At 62.3% G+C, this 18,005-nt stretch carries 10 protein-coding genes; 3 read left to right on the top strand and 7 right to left on the bottom strand.

Going from position 1 to position 18,005, the window contains the following annotated elements; translation table 11 throughout:
* Positions 1-10: 10 nt before the first annotated feature.
* From dnaE to ACESWY_RS04865, 4 genes are all read right to left on the bottom strand, one after another.
* On the bottom strand, positions 11-3,814 hold the full coding sequence (dnaE, locus tag ACESWY_RS04880) for a DNA polymerase III subunit alpha (RefSeq protein ID WP_138374810.1): 3,804 nt from the start codon (positions 3,812-3,814) through the stop codon (positions 11-13).
* Between the two features lie 175 nt (positions 3,815-3,989).
* Positions 3,990-7,616, bottom strand: coding sequence for a UvrD-helicase domain-containing protein (locus ACESWY_RS04875; RefSeq protein ID WP_373093111.1), 3,627 nt, complete (start codon positions 7,614-7,616; stop codon positions 3,990-3,992).
* Between the two features lie 3 nt (positions 7,617-7,619).
* Positions 7,620-10,718: a PD-(D/E)XK nuclease family protein gene (locus ACESWY_RS04870; RefSeq protein WP_373093112.1), complete on the bottom strand. Its 3,099-nt coding sequence runs from the start codon at positions 10,716-10,718 to the stop codon at positions 7,620-7,622.
* 184 nt (positions 10,719-10,902) lie between these two features.
* On the bottom strand, positions 10,903-11,202 hold the full coding sequence (locus ACESWY_RS04865) for a YerC/YecD family TrpR-related protein (protein ID WP_022094855.1): 300 nt from the start codon (positions 11,200-11,202) through the stop codon (positions 10,903-10,905).
* A gap of 324 nt (positions 11,203-11,526) precedes the next feature.
* Here ACESWY_RS04865 and ACESWY_RS04860 point away from each other — a divergent pair, with 324 nt between their 5' ends.
* Entirely contained in the window at positions 11,527-11,892 is a 366-nt protein-coding gene (locus ACESWY_RS04860) for a phage holin family protein (RefSeq protein WP_035137358.1), read from the top strand.
* A gap of 141 nt (positions 11,893-12,033) precedes the next feature.
* Here the strand turns inward: ACESWY_RS04860 and ACESWY_RS04855 are convergent, their stop codons facing one another.
* Positions 12,034-12,462, bottom strand: a complete 429-nt coding sequence (locus ACESWY_RS04855) for an RrF2 family transcriptional regulator (RefSeq protein ID WP_022094857.1) — start codon at positions 12,460-12,462, stop codon at positions 12,034-12,036.
* 253 nt (positions 12,463-12,715) lie between these two features.
* Between ACESWY_RS04855 and cysK the strand changes: the two genes are divergently transcribed.
* Together cysK and mnmA are read left to right on the top strand one after the other, a co-directional pair.
* Complete coding sequence (gene cysK / locus ACESWY_RS04850) at positions 12,716-13,654, top strand: cysteine synthase A (protein ID WP_055310201.1); 939 nt, start codon at positions 12,716-12,718, stop codon at positions 13,652-13,654.
* A gap of 58 nt (positions 13,655-13,712) precedes the next feature.
* Positions 13,713-14,936, top strand: coding sequence for a tRNA 2-thiouridine(34) synthase MnmA (gene mnmA / locus ACESWY_RS04845; protein WP_267471454.1), 1,224 nt, complete (start codon positions 13,713-13,715; stop codon positions 14,934-14,936).
* A 136-nt stretch (positions 14,937-15,072) separates the two neighbouring features.
* Here the strand turns inward: mnmA and ACESWY_RS04840 are convergent, their stop codons facing one another.
* Both ACESWY_RS04840 and fucO read right to left on the bottom strand, forming a co-directional pair.
* Complete coding sequence (locus ACESWY_RS04840; RefSeq protein WP_373093113.1) at positions 15,073-16,116, bottom strand: M42 family metallopeptidase; 1,044 nt, start codon at positions 16,114-16,116, stop codon at positions 15,073-15,075.
* 604 nt (positions 16,117-16,720) lie between these two features.
* On the bottom strand, positions 16,721-17,887 hold the full coding sequence (fucO, locus tag ACESWY_RS04835; protein ID WP_195502787.1) for a lactaldehyde reductase: 1,167 nt from the start codon (positions 17,885-17,887) through the stop codon (positions 16,721-16,723).
* Positions 17,888-18,005: the final 118 nt, after the last annotated feature.

Here is an 18,005-nt window from a genome sequence, read left to right as displayed (position 1 = left end):
AACGCCGTCCCTAGATCACCGTCACGCGACCCTGGTTACCCACAATTGCCTTGGCCTCGGCCAGCAGCGGAATCGAGCGCGCGTTGACCTTGGCAGGCACCTCGGCGCGCAGCACGCGTCCGTCCACCTGCTCGATAAAGATCTCCACACGGTCGCCGCCCGGGTTAGCGGTGAGCACCGTGGCAAGACGCGCCATGTTGCCCTGGCTAAAGCGGCTGTTGGGCACCATGACCTCAAACACCTTGGGCTTGTTGTTCTCCTCGTTGAGCTCCAGCGGCACGATCTCCTGCGCGATGATCTGGTCGCCGCGGTCCGAGCGCTCGAGTTTGCCCTTAATACGAACAAACGCATCGGACAGCTGTGCGCCGGTCTCGGGATCGACCTCGCCGTACAGGTACCCCTCGGCCTCCTTGTAGGTCTTGGGGAACACCACGACGGTGGCCTCGCCTTCCATGTCCTCGAGCTGAACGATGCCCATGGGGTCGCCGTTTTTGGTCACGCGCTTGGACACGCTCGAGACCATGCCGGCCCACCACAGTGCCTTGCCCTCGGGGATCTCCTGGTTGATGGTGCCGCCCGTGGGGTTTTGCACTTCGTAGCCGGTATCGATCTGCGAGAACGAGAAGTCGCGCGCTTTGCTGAGCGCGTACTCAAACGGGCGCAGCGGGTGGTCCGAAACATAGATGCCCAGGACCTCCTTCTCCTGGCTCAGCTTGAGGTGGCGGTCCCATTCCTGGCCGTCCGGATCGGGCACGCTGACCTCGAAGCCCGAGCCCTCAACGTCGCCAAACATATCGAAGAACGAGGTCTGGCCGCTCGCGCGGTCCTTCTGGCGCTTTATCGCGGCGTCAATGATGTTCTCGGGGTTGTTCTTGTCCACAAAGTGCATCATCTGGCGACGCGGATACCCCGTGGAGTCAAAGGCGCCTGCCTTGATGAGCGATTCGATCACGCGACGGTTGGCCTGGCTCGAGTCCACGCGCTCGACAAAGTCGTGCAGCGTCTTAAACGGACCGCCCGCCTCGCGCTCGGCGATAATCGCCTGCGCCACGCCGGTACCCACGCCGCGGATGCCGGCCAGACCAAAGCGCACGCCTTCCTTGGTAGCCGTGAACTCGGTGCCGGACTCGTTGACATCTGGCGACAGCACGGGGATGCCGTCGTGACGGCATGCCGAGACATAGTGCACGATCTTGTCGGTCTTGCCCGTATAGGACGTCAGAACGGCCGCCATGTACTCGTGCGGATAGTGCGCCTTGAGCCACGCCGTCTGCATAACCAGGATGGCGTAGCCGGCGGAGTGCGACTTGTTGAAGGCGTAGGATGCGAACTCGAGAACATCGTCCCAAATCTTCTGGGCGACCTCGCGCGTGTAGTTGTTCTTGATAGCGCCGTTCATCCAGTGGTCGTAGGTGGTCTCGTCCGAGCCATCCTCCCAGTGGAGCACCGTCGACGTGAGCAGCTTGATCTTTTTCTTAGCCACGGGCTTACGGATACGCGAGTCCGATTCGCCCTTGGAGAAGCCGCACATCTCGACGGAGATGAGCATAACCTGCTCCTGGTAGACCATGGTGCCGTAGGTTTCGCCCAGGATGTCGTCCAGGCGGTCGTCGTAGGAGACGGCCGGCTCCTTGCCGTTCATACGGTTGATGTAGGACGAAACCATGCCGGCGCCCAGCGGGCCCGGTCGGTACAGGGCGATCAATGCTACGACGTGCTTGTACTCGGTGGGCTTCATGTTCTTGATCGTGGCCGTCATGCCGGCGGACTCGACCTGGAAGACGCCGGCGGTATGGCCGGAGCCCATGAGCTTAAAGATCTCGGGATCGTCAAAGGGAATCTCTTCCTCTTTGATGTCGATGCCGAAGTTCTTTTTGATGTTGGCCTTTGCCTTGGAGATAACCGTCAGCGTACGCAGGCCCAGGAAGTCCATCTTGAGCAGGCCCATGTCGGCAACGGTATGGCCCTCGTACTGGGTAATCTCGACGCCGCCCTTGGTGTCGAGCTTGGTGGGCACGTGCTCGTTGACGGGGTCGCGGCAGATCAGAACGGCGCACGCGTGCACGCCCTCGCCACGGGTGAGGCCCTCGATCGAGAGCGCCGTGTCGATGATTCGGCGGGCGTCGTCGTCCTTTTTATAGGCCTCGGCAAAGTCGGGGTTAAACAGATCCTCTTTGCCGGGTTGTTTGTCGAGCACCTGCTTGAGCTTGACCTTGGGGTCGCTCGAGACCATCTTGGACAGGCGCTGGCCCATGTAGACCGGGTAGTCCAGGACGCGCGCGGCGTCGTTGATGGCCTGCTTGGCCTTGATGGTCGAGTAGGTGATGACGTGGGTGACCTTTTCGGGGCCGTAGAGCTGGCGAACGTGCTCCACGACCTCGAGGCGCCGCTCATCGTCGAAGTCCATATCGATATCGGGCATCTCGGTACGCTGCGGGGACAGGAACCTCTCGAACATCAGGCCGTTCTCGAGCGGGTCGAACGCGGTGATGTTCATGGCGTAGGCGACGATAGCGCCGGCGGCAGAACCACGGCCGGGGCCGACGCCGATGCCGTTGTCCTTGGCCCATTGCACGTACTCGGCAACGATCAAAAAGTAGGCGGCAAAGCCCTTGTCGCAGATGACCTTGTATTCGTACTCAAAGCGCTCTTTGATGTTGACGCCACCGATCTCGCGCGTGGCCCAGTCGTCGCCGTAGTGCTGGCGCAGGCCCTTCTCGCACTCGCGGCGGAACTGGCTCTCGTGCGTCTCGCCGGGGTCGAGCAACGGGAAGCGCGGCAGGATGATGGAGTCCCAGTCCAGCTCCACGTAGCACTTGTCGGCGATCTCGAGCGTGTTGTCGCAGGCCTCGGGGCAATACGGGAACATCGCCCGCATCTCCTCCTCGGTCTTCATGTAAAACTCCGAGCCGGTCATGCGCATACGGTTAGGGTCGTCGACCTTGGCGTTCATGCCAATGCACATGATGACGTCCTGCACGGGGGCGTCCTCGCGGCGCAGGTAGTGGAAGTCGTTGGTGGCGATGACCTTGACGCCTACCTGTTTGGCAATGTCGATGAGCGTGCGGTCCATCTGCTCGTCGGTCAGGCCGTTATCGGTGGTAATGCCGTGTTCCTGAATCTCGATGTAGAAGTCGCCGGGGTCGAAGGTGTCGCGGAAGGTCTCGGCCCACTTGATGGCGCCCTCCATGTCACCGCGGTCGATGTACTTGGGGATGATGCCGGCGATACAGGCGCTCGTGCAGATCATGCCCTTGGCATGGCGACGCAGGTTGTCGAGCGTCACGCGTGGCTTGTAGTAAAAGCCCTGCACGGCGGCCTCAGAGACCGTCTGCATCAGGTTAACGTAGCCCTCCTGGTCCTTGGCCAGAAGGATCATGTGGTAGAGCTCGGGCTTGTGGTCGCGGGCGAGCGTCTCGTCCGGCGTAAAGTAGACCTCGCAGCCAAAGATGGGTTTGATGACCAGGGGCGGCTTGAGCTCGTCGATGTTGCCCTTCTCGTCCCACATGGCCATGTCCTTCACATACTGGGCATGCTCGCGCGGGTTTTCCTCGGGATCGGGCTCCACCAGCTCGTCGCGGCGGTCCTTTTCCAAGAAGGCCTTGTCGTGGCTCCAGGTTTTGTACTCGGGCGTATTGTGGTTGACGGCGTCGCAAGCCAGCGCCAAATCGGGCACGCCATACATGTAGCCGTGGTCGGTAATGGCCACGGCGGGCATGCCAAGCTCAACGGCACGGTTGACCATATCTTGGATACGGGTTGCGCCGTCGAGCATGGAGAAAACAGTGTGATTGTGCAGATGGACGAATGCCATGTGATGAGCTCCGATGCGGGTTCGTGTTCTGACTGAACGATTTTACCCCACGGCACGGACAGCACCCGAACCTAGCCAAACCCACACGGCTCCTATTGAGTTGCGGTGAAATGCGGACTGTTTGGCGGCTTTTTTGACCAAAACAGTCCGTATTCCACCGCAAGTTATCTGAGGACTAGAGGTTGTAGGTGACCACTTGAGGTTCGGCGGGATTGACGAAGATGGTTGGATTCGCCCGCTCCACGCGAACGAACTTGACGGTCACGACCTCAAAGCCCGCCTTGTGCAGAACGTCGGCGTAAACGCGCGCCTGCAAGGCGTGTTTCTCGAGCAGCTGCTCCGGCGTCTCATCCGGCGTGCCACCCGTCTTGTAGTCGATGACCAGTGCGCGCGACGGATCCGCCGGGTCGGTTGCCAAGGCATCGATGGCGCCCTCGGCATAGGCGCCGTAGCGGGCGATATCCTCGTCCTCGCAGCCCAGCGAGAAGAACGGCACCTCGGCACGGATGCACGGCCACGCGAGCAGCTCGGCACGAACCGACGACTTGAGCCAGCGATCCAGAGCGACATCGAAGCGCTCGCGCTGTTCCGGCGTCAGGCGCCACAAGCGAGCCAGGGCGTCGGCACGCTCAACGGGCAGCGCATCGGCACCCATCTCGATGAGCCACTGGCAAGCGGCGTGGAAGGCCGAGCCCAGCGCCATGGGGTTGCCGGCGGGCTCGACAGCAGCCACGTCCGCATCGGCCATCTCCGAGCCATCCGACTCCGCATCATCGCCGGACTCGTCCATGGGAACAAGCGCCTCGGCGGCACGGTCCTCGGACTCGGCATGCAGCGCCACGGCAATTGACGAGTAGCTATACGAGTCACGCACCGGGAACGGACAGATGCCCATGCGCACGCCCACTGCCTGGGGATACACGAGCTCAAACGCATCGGGCTTGGGGTCGGCAGGACCGGGCACAGTTGAGTGCGCAGCATTATCAGCGACATCGACATCGCCGCGAACGAGCCTGCCCTCGGCATCCAGCGAAGCGTTAGCCTCAAACGCCTGCTCACCAAACGTAAAGTCCGCCAGCGAGATGAGCTCGTAGTCGCCCGGCTGGGAGTTGTCGAACACCAGACGGTCGGCATCGAGCTGCGGCATGTCCAGAGCGTCGGTCGGCAAAATACGGCGCAGCACATCGTAGGTCAGATCGGTCTCGACGTCGAAGGTCGGCGCCGTCACCTTGCCGCGGCTCACGCCGGCATCCATCGCCAGAATGACCAGCTCACGCGCTCGCGTCATGGCGACATAGAGCAGACGAGCCCGCTCCTCGAGCGAAAGCTGCAGGTCGTCGTTGCGCAGGCGAACGAATGCCTCGGCGGGAGAACCCGTCGCGCAGACATCCTCCATGAGCTCCGGCGGCAACCACAGCGACGTGCCCTTGCCCTTAAACGCATGCTCAAACTGCTTTTTGACGTCATCGCCCTTCACAAAGGTCCCATCGGCGAGCTTAACGCCATCAAAACGAGCTGGCAGTGCCACGACCTGCGCTCCGCCCTCGACACGCCCCATATGAGCCGCACCGGACGGCTTGCGCACGCCAAAACACTCGGCAACCGCTACGACCGGATACTCCAGACCCTTGGACGCATGCACGGTCATGATGCGCACCGCGCCGTCGCCCTCCTCGTTGAGGGCACCCGGGGCTTCCTTGCCCGCCAAGAAGCGGTCGAAGGCCAGCGCGATGGAACGCGGCGAGTTGCCGAACTCGGCCTCAGCCTCAGCCACGGCGTCGAGCGCCTTGAGCACGTTGGCGGCAATGGCCTTGCCCTCGGGACCACGCTGTCCCAGGCGCACAAACCAGCCGGAGGCGTTGACCACGTCGCGCGCGATGGCGGCGAACGAATCGCGGCCCACGCGACGAAGCGCATAGCGCAGTACCTCGCGGGCGCGCGTCACCAGCGGCAAGTCTTGCAAACCCGGCACGTCGAAATCACTCATGATGCCCGCATCGATGTTGCGGCGCGACGTCTCGCCTGTCTGCTCGTCGAGTTTGGTCGCCAGCGCCAGGAACTCCTGGGCGCCGAGCGCAAACATCGGCGAGGCGAGCAGCGGCATAAGGCCCTGCGCCGTATCGGCCGGATTGGCGAGCGCGCAGACCAGGGCACGCACCGTCTGCACCTCGGCAGCCTGGGCAAAGACCGAGCCGCCCGCGATAACGCAGTCGAGTCCCTGATCGCGGAAAGCCTGCGCGTAGACATCTGCGTTGGTCATGCGGCCCAGCAGCAGCACCATGCCGCCCTGGGGCTGGCCGGCATCGGCAAGTGCGCGGAAGCGTTCGGCGATCGCGCGGGCCTTGGCCTGCGTGCGCTCCTGCGTACTGCCGCCGGCAACAAAGAGGGCCTGGCGACGCGAGGCGTCCGCCACCAGCGTGTCCTTGCGGCCGTCGCTCGCCTCAAGATCCAAAAAGCCCTGCATCAGGCCGCCATCGTCGCCATCAAAGACGCGCGCCACGTAACGCAGCACCTCGTCATGGCTGCGGAAGTTGCGCACGAGCTTAACGAGCTCGCCAGCAGGGGCGTCGGCCGCGGCAGTCGCCTCGGGCGCGGTAGACGAGCCCACCTTGCGCTCCTGGCGACGGAAGACCTCGACCTCGGCGCCGCGGAAGCGGTAGATCGACTGCTGCGCATCGCCCACGGTACAAAGCGCACGCTCCCCCGCGCCGGTCAGGTAACGGATCAGGTCGACCTGCATCTGGTCGGTATCCTGGAACTCGTCGATCATGACCATCTTAAAGCGGCCCTCGTAGGCGGCTCGGATGGCGGGATAATCGCGCAGCGCCTCATATGCCATGCGCAGCAGATCGTTATTGTCGAGCGCGGACTGGTCGGCCTTGAGCGCACGGTACTCCGCCTCCACGGAACGGGCCAGGCCCACCAGCGCATCGAGCGCCGGGCCACCGCAGGCAAGCACGATATTGATAAACGCATCGGCGGCCTCGGCCTTGAGCAGCTCGGCCTGCTCCTTAGGGAATGCCTTGCTCGCGCGCGGCATGGTACACGACATCATGAGTCGCGCCGCATCGGCCATGGTCTTGCCGCTCGCCTCGAACGCGTCGATGGCATCGAGCGCCGCCTGCGCCTTCTCGGTCGAGGCCTTGCTCGCACCCAGCGCCGCGCGATAGGCATCGGCGAGTGCCGAGGTATCGGCCTGGCCGCGCGCCACGCGCACGTCGTCCATACCGCCCGGCAACTGGCTCGACAGCTCCAGCAGGTCGCGCACCAGACCCTTGATGGTCGTACCGCCGCCAAAGGAACCGCCCTCGCCCGCCATGGGATACCAGGCATAGAGGGCCTTGAGCGATGCCGCGAGCTCGGGGGCGGCATCGGGTGCCGTCGCGCGACCCAGCACATGCTCAACAGCCTGATCCATGAGCTCGTCGGTATCGGTGAGCACCGTGAACTCGGGGTCGATGCCCAGCTCCAGCGCGTGCGCGCGCAGGATACGCGAGCACATGCCGTGAATGGTCGAAATCCACGCGTCGTCGACGGTCAGTGCCTCCTCGTCCATACCCTCGTCGATAAGCGCACGGCGCACGCGGTCGCGGATCTCGGCCGCGGCATCTTTGGTAAAGGTAATGGCGAGCACCTGGTCCAGATGCTCAACGAACGGACCGGATTCGGGCGAGAGCGCATAGACGATGCGGCGCGTGAGGGTAAAGGTCTTACCCGAACCGGCGCCCGCCGAGACAAACAGCGGGCGGTCGAGCGTTTTGACAATCTGCAGCTGTTGCGGCATCAAAGTCGAAAGATCCATGGTCTACACGTCCCTCCTTACAAACGTTCCTTCGTGGTTATACGAGCAGCGCGCATGCGCGGTCTGCGCCGCCGTCGGATCGACAGCGGCGACGTCGCCCGCCTCGAGCTCGCGCAGGCGCTCGGCGATGCCGGCCTCAACGCGATCGAGCAGGACGTCGAAGTCCATGCTGCCACCCTCGCCGGGGAAACCTTTCTTAAGGCCCGGGATGCGGCCGTCGCCGCGCTCTTCCTCGAGCAGCTCGGCGCTCGCGGCACCGCGCAACGCCGGCTTGCCGCCCTTGGTCGAAAAGTAGAGCGCCGCGCGGGTGTCCAAATCCAGCGCCCGGCGCATGGCCTGGGCGTAGATAAGCGTTTGGGTATGTGGTGGCAACCAGCGCGGATCGTCGATGGGCGCCGTGCCCGATTCCTCGTCGCGCACCGTAGGGTCGGCGAGCTTAAACTCCTCAACGCCCGTGCGATGCTTGTAGTCGATCACCACGGCACGATTCTCGGCGTCCACGTCCACGCGGTCGATGCGCCCGCCAAGCGGCCAACCGGCATACTCGACCTTGAGCTCGTTGAAGGCGAACTCCAGGTAGCGCGGGGCAAAGGGGGCAAGTGCCTCGGACTCGTAGGCAAGCACACCCTCCAGCTGCGGCAAGATCTCGGCCACCTGACGCTCCTCCACCGGGGAGAGCGGCACCAGCGGGCCCTCCGTGCCGCGCTTGCCGGCGTGCTCGGCCAACGTCTCGTCAAAGACCTCGTGCAGCAGCTCCTGTGCATGCGGCAGATTCTCGGGCGTCACGCGCTCCATGCCTTCTTGGGGCAGACGGGCATGCAGATGTTCCAGCACGTCGTGGACAAAGTTGCCCTTCTCCATGTTGCCAAAGCCCGCGTCAATAGACTGGGGCTTGACGCGATACGAGACGAACCAGCACAGCGGGCAGGTGGAATAGGCCTCGATCTGCGAGGCGGACGTCAGACGCGGCACGAGCGGCGCGTCCTCACCCTCGCCATCGCGACGGCACAGGACCAAATACGGCACGGCCTCGGCGCTCAGATGCTGAGGGGCTTCACAGGTCACGCGCTCGCGCTTGAGGCCTTCGCCTGCCGCGGGATCGAAGTCGGCGATGATATCGCCCTCGCCCACGCGCATGGGCTTGGCAGCGCCAGCGGCCTCGGCATGTGCCCACAGCTCGGTCCATACGGCTGCCGGGTAGCACTCGCGTGCCTGGCGATCGTGCGTCACACGGGCGAGCGCGACCGGACCGCTCGCCGCCTGCATCGCACGGCCAAAGCGCACGCGCAGCAGGGCAGCGGGCTCCAAAGACACGCCGTCGCGGCGCAGCTCGGCTGTCAACGTGGCAAGCGGGCCCTCTTCGTGCGAAAGCGGATAGCTGTCCAGGTCGACATCGGCAAACAGCACGGCATCGTAGCTGCCAGGGCGAAGAACCGACGCATCGGCAAGCGACGCGAAGCGCACTTGTGCTCGTGGTGTGCGATCGACCTCATAGGTCTCGTAATCGTAGGCGGTACTGCGCTTGTCCACCTTGGTTCGAACGCCGTCGAGAACCGGCACGGTCGCGGCCTGCGACACGTCGAGCGCGCGAGCATCGTTCATAAGGATGTCGATGGCATGGCGCAGCAAAGCCGTCTCTGCCTGGCGACGGGCCTGGCCGTCAAGGCCGCCTAGAGCGCGATCGGGCAACGCCTCGGCAACGGCAAGCATGGCCTTAAGCGCCGTCACGGGCTTGTCACGCCACAGCGCCTGGAACACGTCCGAGACCACACACGGTACGTTCTTAAACCAGTTATCGTCGCTCGTCGCCTTGCGCGCGCCCCTCACCTGGCCCTGAACGCTCTGCAGCAGGCTCTTGACGCCCGCGGTAGTCTTGCTGCGCGAGAGACGCATATTCTTATCGAAGGTACGGGCATTGACGGCATCAGCGCCCGAAAGCGGACTGTAGATCCAGTCGGTAAGCTCCGGCGCGGGCCACCACTCAGTCTTGGAAGCGGTGTCCTCGTCGGCGGCTTTCATACGCTCGATCAGGTTGGCGAGCGCCGTAAACTGCCTGCCCGCGATGGACTGGGAAAACGCCGTGAACTCAGTCGTCTCGGCCGCAATGTGACGCGCCGCCAAACGGGCGGCGAGCTCGCCGAACAGCTGGGGTGCCCGGGCAGAAACGACGAGCACGCGCACGGGGTCGGCGGGCGTTGCAGTAGCTTTATCGGCCTTGGACTCCTTGTGCGCTTTCACCAACTTATCGATGGCGTCCGCATAGACATGAGCACGGGCATGGGGGCCGGCGACCTCAATAAAGGCAGGCTGAGCGGCGGCCCCGCAAGCGACATCAGACGCGACGGCGTCCTCCCCCAGCGGCGCGATCTCAAACAGCACACCGCGGGCATCAAATGCCGTGGCAAGCTCCTCGCGCATCGCCGCCTGCTCGCGGGCAAGCAGCACGACGACCTCTCCCCCATTGTTCGCCACGGCAGACAGCAGCTCGAGTAGACCGTGCGTAAACGACGTGGTACCGCGCACGCATACGGCGCGGGCGCACGCCGGCAGGCTATCGGCCAGGGCACCGGCCATAATGTCGGCTGCCTCGCAGGGCTCGACCATATCTCGACGGTCCAAACCGCCCGCGTAGGCACGCAAAAGCTCAAACACACGAGCCTCGGCATCGCTTTTTGGCTCAGGCTGGCAATTGTTGCCACCGCATCGCTCGGCCGTCGTCCCCGCCACACCCGGCAGCACATCGCGGGCCATGCGCGCGAGCATGCGCACCGTGCCCTGGCTACGCGAAAGCGGCTGCAGGTCGGCATCGTCGCGGCGGGCAATCATATCCGAAAACAGCATCTGACGTTGCAGGTTGTCGACGAAACCGCGCCCGTCGCCCAAAAGCTCCCAAAGCGAGCGAAGCCACGATGCGGGTGTCTTGTAGTCGATACCCAGCGAAATGCCGGCTTCCGCCGCATCATGACGGCACAGATCGAGCTCGGCAAACGTTGGTGCCAGCAACACGGCACGCCCGTGACGGACAATAAGGTCGGCAAGCAGCGCCGACTCGGCATCGCTCAAATCCGTGCCGGCATTGGTGGTATAGATTCGAACAGGCATGGTCCTCCACTCAAACCGTTCGCAATAATCAATGCATCCATCCTACCCGCCCAAGCGGACACATTGCCACCGCAGTTCCATCTTTTGGTACAAAGCAACCTGAACCCAACGCACCAGCCGATTGCAGGCATATAAAAACCGCCCCCGGAGGGACGGTTCTTCGTAATTCAATGTTGTCGCTGGCCTACTCGCCATCCTCCAACTTAATGAGGATCTTGCGGTAGCCACCGTACTCGCCGTTCAGCGCCTTTGAAACGCGGCTCACCGTGGTGGACGAAGCGCCGGTACGGGCCTGAACCTCAACATAAGGCTCGCCCTCGTCCAAATAGCGCGCAACCTGCAAACGCTGAGAAAGGTCGCAAATCTCGCGCGGCGTGCAGATATCGGTCAAAAACGCTTGGATATCCTTCTCGTCGTCCAAAAGGCTAAATGCGTGGACCAGCTGCTTGACATCAGGCTTGTCAAACATGTTCTCGATATTCATCGATCACCGCCAAACCCGCCAAAAGGCATCGAAGTTGATACTGACATCGGGCATCGTTCGCCCGTTCTATGCAATAGGGCAACGCCTGTGGCTTTTGCCCGTAGCAGTGTAGCACACCACCAAACTAAAGCGACAAGACTCTCTGCCAGCGGCGCGTTTTTCAGGACGAACGCCGTTTAGAAACCATATGCGCACGTAAGCTCCACGAATATTTGAGACAATGGGCGCCCAAACACCGCGGCGCGCCCGCGCAACCATCCAGGTCGCCGCCGTAAGCCGCTTCACGCGACGCCAGCAATCCCGGCGCAAGAAAGGATTCACGCCATGCGCTTTATGCTTAACTGGCTCTTCACCTCGATCGCCATCGCGATCGCCACGTTCCTCGTCCCCGGTATCCAACCCTTCGGCTTTGCCGAGACCTGGGTCTGCTTTGCCTTTGTGGGACTGTTCCTGAACATTGTCGATTCGTTCGTCAAACCGTTCCTCACGGTCATCTCGCTGCCGCTCACGATCATTACGCTGGGCATTTTCCAGCTTGTCGTCAACAGCTTTATGCTTGAGCTCGCGAGTTACCTGTCGGTCAACCTGCTGGGCGTCGGCATCTCCATCGCCAGCTTTGGATCGGCCTTTATGGGCAGCATCCTGGTGTCCATCACGCGCAGCATCCTCGACAGCATCGCCGAGGACTAAAACGGCCATTCCGGCCGTGTCCGTCTCAACAGCCCAAAACGAAGGCCGCCCATCGCAAAAATGGGCGGCCTTCTTATTTGCCAAGTCTCAAAGGGCGAGAAAATCTACCATTTCCACCCCGTCCCCAAATGCAGGTGTGGGTTAGATGACGTAGTCGTAGCCATGGTTGGGAGCGACAAGTTGATCGAGCGTCACACCGTCGAGGTAGTCGTTGATGAGCTTGTCCAGGTTCTTCCACACGTCGAGCGTGGGACACTCATCAGATCGCGAGCAGCCCTTGCAGTCGCCATCCAGGCAGGCGACCGGCGCCAGACTGCCCTCGGTCAGGCGCAAGATCTCGCCCACCGTGTATTGCTCGGGCGGGCGCGTGAGCACATAGCCGCCGCCCTTGCCGCGCATGCCCGAGAGCATGTTGGCGCGCACGAGCGTAGCCAAAATGTTCTCGAGATATTTCTCGGAAATCCCCTGTCGCGCCGCGATCTCTTTGAGCGGGATGCGACCGGCTGCCTGGTGCTCGGCCAGATCGACCATAACGCGCAGGGCATATCTGCCCTTAGTAGAAACCAACATGTATAGTGCTGCCTTTCGGTCATTTAGTCCGTAGAAATTCTAGCCGAAATATTGGTTTTGAAAATACCCGTTCCGGTCAAGATGGTTAATCGACTCGTAATAATCTTCTATTTCCTATTGCGTTACTAGGCTTTACTGTCTACTATGCTTGCCAACAGCAAAACGAACAACCCATAAGGTTTGTGGGTTTCGCTGCTACACACACCGTAAAACCACACGGTATCCAGTCATTTGAACACTTTGGAGGTTCACCATGAGCAATGTTTACACGTCCATCGATCAGCTTATCGGCCACACTCCGCTTCTGGAGCTCACTCACTTTGAGGCCGATGAGGACCTCAAGGCCCGCGTGCTCGTCAAGCTGGAATACTTCAACCCCGCCGGCTCCGTCAAAGACCGCGTCGCCAAGAACATGATCGACGAGGCCGAGAAGGCCGGCAAGCTCGTGCGCGGCGGCGACTACACCATCATCGAGCCCACGAGTGGCAACACCGGCGTCGGCATCGCCTCGGTGGCGGCGGCTCGCGGCTACAAGGTGATCATCACCATGCCCGAGACCATGTCCGTCGAGCGCCGCAAGCTTATGCAGGCATACGGCGCACAGCTCGTGCTCACCGACGGCTCCAAGGGCATGAAGGGCGCCATCGCCAAGGCCGAGGAGCTGCAGAAGGAGACCCCCAACAGCATTATCGCCGGCCAGTTTGTGAACCCCGCCAACCCCGCCATCCACAAGGCCACGACCGGCCCCGAGATCTGGGATGACACCGACGGCGAGGTCGACATCTTCGTCGCCGGCGTTGGAACCGGCGGCACCGTGACCGGCGTGGGCGAGTTCCTCAAGGAGCAGAACCCCGAGATTAAGGTCGTCGCCGTCGAGCCCGCCACCTCCCCGGTGCTCTCCAAGGGCCAGGCCGGCCCGCACAAGATCCAGGGCATCGGCGCCGGCTTTGTGCCCGACGTCCTCGACACCCAGGTCTATGACGAGATCATCCCCGTCGAGAACGACGACGCCTTTGCCACCGGCCGTGCCGTGGGCCACAAGGAGGGCGTGCTCGTGGGCATTTCGTCCGGTGCCGCCGTGTGGGCCGCACTGCAGCTGGCCAAGCGCCCCGAGAACGAGGGGAAGACCATCGTGGCCCTGCTTGCCGACACCGGCGAGCGTTACCTGTCCACGGCACTGTTCCAGGACTAAGGGCCTGTCGCCCATAGGTTGAGCCCACGGACGAGCCGGTCTCCTCTCTCCCGGCAGCCTGAGCCCATCCAATCAGGGTGTCCCACGAGACGTCCGAACTTGCTACAATGTCTGCGGCGCGGAACCAGCCTCCCGCGCCGCTTTTCTTTTTTGGCCACATGCCACCAAGGAGAACCTCCCCATGCACAACAAGCGCGTGCTCGTCGCCATGAGCGGCGGCGTCGATTCCAGCGTGACCGCGTACCTGCTCAAAAGCCAGGGCTACGAATGCGTCGGCGCCACCATGCGCCTCACCTGCCCCGCGCCCGATCCCGTCACGGGCATGAGTAAGGTCGACCGCGACATCGCCGATGCAAAGGCTGTCGCCGAGCGCCTGGGGATGCCCCACCATGTGCTCGACCTGCAGCAGGCCTTCGACCGCAACGTTATCGAGCGCTTCGTGACCGCCTATCAGGAGGGGCTGACGCCCAACCCATGCATCATCTGCAACCGCCACATTAAGTTTGGCGCATTGCTGGATGCGGCGCTGGATATGGGCTGCGACTACATCGCCACGGGCCACTACGCCAAAACGAGCCAGGCGTCCGACGGAACCTGGCAGCTGTACCGCGGCGAGGACCCCAAAAAGGACCAGAGTTACTTTTTGTATTCGCTTACGCAGGAACGCCTGGCGCACACGATCTTTCCGCTGGCTGGGCTGGACAAAGAGCGCGACGTGCGCCGCATTGCCGCCGAGCAGGGCTTTACCAACGCCAAGAAGGCCGAAAGCGAGGACATCTGCTTTATTCCAGACGGTGACTACGCGGGCTATATCGAGCGCCGCTGCGGACATCCCGCTGCACCGGGCGACATTGTGTGGCGCGACGGCAGCGTGGTCGGGCGCCACAACGGTGCGCTGCGCTACACCATCGGTCAGCGCAAGGGCCTGGGCGTCGCGATGGCGCATCCCGTGTACGTAACGGGCGTCGACGCCGACAGCAGCACCGTGCATCTGGGCGAGGCCGAGGACCTAACGGCCACAGCGCTCACGGCCAACGACTGGATCTGGAGTGCCCCTGCCGACCGCATGAAGGCAGAGCTCACGTCCGGTGGCATTCGCGTAGGTGCCAAGTACCGCTATCGTCAGAAAGACCAGGCAGCGACCCTTGCGCGCGGCGAAGACGGGCAAATGCTGCTAACTTTTGACGACCCGCAGCGCGCCATCGCCCCCGGCCAAGCCGTTGTAGTCTACCGCGGCGACATCGTCCTCGGCGGCGGCACGGTAACCGGCGCACTTAAGTAGCCCCATCCCCTTCATAAATTGCGGTGAAATAAGGACTGTTTAAGCGTTTAAAACCGCCAAACAGTCCCTATTTCACCGCAACTTAGAGAGGACGGCCTCGGTCGGTACTGCCGTATCAGCCGAGGCCGCTGCATCGCTAGCGTTGTACGTAGGCGCGGACCAGCTCGTAGGTATTGCGCACGCCGTCGATGTGGCTGCGCTCGTAGTTGTGGCTCGCGTACACGCCGGGGCCGATCAGGCCGTGACGGATGTCGTAGCCGGCCGAGAGCGTGGCCTCAACGTCCGAGCCGTAGTGCGGATACACATCGATGGCGTAATCGAGCTCCAGCTCGCGCGCGATGTTGGACAGCGTGGTTACCAGGTCGTAGTTGTACGGACCGCCCGAATCCTTGGCGCAAATCGACACCATGCGCTCGGTGCAGCCCAGGTCGTCGCCCACGCAGCCCATGTCAACGCTGATCATCTCGCGCGTGTCGGCCGGCACGAAAGCACCGCCGTGGCCGACCTCCTCGTACACGGTAAAGAGCAGCGACACCTTGCGCGAAAGCGACACCTCGCCATCAGCAACAGCGCGGGCAAGACCCAGCAGAATCGACGCCGACAGCTTGTCATCCAGGAAGCGGCTCTTGATGTAGCCGCTCTCCGTCACCGTGGTTCGCGGATCCATAGCGATGATGTCGCCGGTCTGAATGCCCAGCTCAAGCACATCGTCCTTGCTGTCGACATTCTCATCGAGCAGGATTTCCATGTTCTTCTCGATGGTCTTGACCGGCTCGTCGGCCACGTGCGCCGAAGGCTCGGTGTTAAGAACCACGCCCGTGTAGACATTGCCGTCGCGCGTGTAGACGGTGCAGTTCTCGCCATCGGCCGTAGACCACTGATGCCCACCGAGCGCCGTGGGGCGCAGGCGGCCATTGTCCTTAATGGAACGCACCATGGCGCCTAGGGTATCGACATGGCTCGCCAGTACGAGCGGCTCGCCCTCGCCGCCAAGCTCAACGAGCACGTTACCCTTATTAGAACGCTCAGGCCCAAACCCCATATCGCGCAGGGTCTCCATCAGATAATCAGTCGCCGCACGGGTATAGCCCGTCGGCGAAGCAATAGAAGTCAGTGTCTTAAGCTGTCCCGCGATATAGGAGAGCGTCTCCTCTAGAGAAGCATCGATTACAGAAGCCATGTGCATCCTTCCAAGCAAAACTAAGACCGAGTCCCGATTTTAACCGTTCTGCACGCGCAAGGCTCTGGGAGCCGAGCCACCTCCAGACGTCCTCGCGCCGACTTTGTGCACGCGCACGATTTACAACCCGAATCTTGCATAAATTCTATCGGTATCTGCATAAAAATGAGGCATTTTTTTATTTCGTCTCAGGGTACCCCACCTTGGACCGTGCAAAAAACGGAGTATTCAGCACCGTGGGCCCCAACGGCCCCATCACAAACGACAAAACGACGCGGTTACAGCAGTGTTGCAGGTCGTCGCAAAGCAAAAACTCAGTAACAACCCCCTCCGCTCATCGATAGCCCGCCCACAATGGCTGTCGATGGGCGTCTGCGGGCCACTACGGGCCATTCAAAACGTTATGCATTTTTAAGAGCTTGCTGAATACTCCCAAAAATGCACGCTGGGAAGTGCACCACCTATCCGCAGCGGGCAGTATGCCTTGGTTTTGCCCATCTCGGGGCATCGACGCAGCACAAAAAGCCCCGCCGCGCTACGCGCGGCGGGGCCAGTGGCAAGTCAAAAGACCATACGCCTACAGGCGAAAGAACACCAAACGAGGCTAGGCAGCCGGGCAGATCTTCTTGAAGAGTTCGATGACGTCGTCGAGCGTCGCCTCGCGCGGGTTACCCGGGAAGCAGGCGTCGGCCATGGCGTCCTTGGCCAGGACCTCGATCTCGTCAGCCTTCATGGCCTCGCAGACGTGCGGGATGTTCACGTCGGCAGAGAGCTGCTTAACGGCGGCGATAGCGGCATCGGCAGCCTCGTCAGTGCTCATGCCCGTGGTGTCAACGCCCATGGCGACGGCAACCTTGGCCAGGCGCTCGGCGCAAACCGGCTTGTTGAACTCCATGGCGATCGGCAGCAGCATGGCGCAGGCGACGCCGTGCGGGGTGTCGTAGTGAGCGGACAGGGTGTGAGCCATGGCATGGTCGATGCCCAGGCCAACGTTGGAGAAGCCCATGCCGGCGACATACTGGCCAAGAGCCATGCCCTCGCGGCCGGAGCCGGGCTTGCCGGACTTGGCCTCGGCGACGGAGTCGCGCAGGTTCTCGCTGATCAGCTTGATAGCCTCAAAGTGGAACATGTCGGAGAGCTCCCAAGCGCCCTTGGTGGTGTAGCCCTCGATGGCGTGGGTCAGAGCGTCCATGCCGGTGGAAGCGGTCAGACCAGCGGGCATGGAGGCCATCATATCGGGGTCGACGACAGCGACCTCGGGGGCGTCGTTGGTGTCAACGCACACGAACTTGCGGACCTTCTCGGGGTCGGTGATGACGTAGTTGATGGTCACCTCGGCGGCGGTACCGGCGGTCGTCGGCACGGCGATGGTGAACACGGCGTGGTTCTTAGTCGGAGCAACGCCCTCGAGGCTGCGGACGTCGGCGAACTCGGGGTTGTTGATGATAATGCCGATGGCCTTAGCGGTGTCCATGGAGGAGCCGCCACCGATGGTCACGATAGCGTCAGCTTCGGCGGCCTTGAAGGCCTCGACGCCGTCCTTGACGTTCTGGATCGTGGGGTTGGGCTTAATCTCGGAGTAGAGGCTCCAAGCGATGCCGGCAGCGTCGAGCTCGTCGGTCACCTTAGCGGTAACGCCGAACTTGACCAGATCGGGGTCGGAGCAGACGAAGATCTTCTTGTAGCCGCGACGCTGGAGCTCGCCGGGGATCTCCTTGATGGCGCCGGAACCATGATAAGAGATGGTATTGAGAACGAAACGATTAGCCATTGATAGCCTCCAATCGTGTGCGGGGCACCCATTACGCCCCACGCTACGAGTCCCATCCTAACGCTTTTGAAACAAAAAACACGTGAGAACGTCAAAGGTGTTAAAGCGTTTCAACATA

The sequence above is a fragment of the Collinsella aerofaciens ATCC 25986 genome, from assembly GCF_964237925.1.
In the GTDB taxonomy this organism is placed as follows: domain Bacteria; phylum Actinomycetota; class Coriobacteriia; order Coriobacteriales; family Coriobacteriaceae; genus Collinsella; species Collinsella aerofaciens_BJ.
The sequence above is the reverse complement of the archived record's forward strand: the minus strand, read 5'-3'. Positions and strand labels throughout refer to the sequence as shown.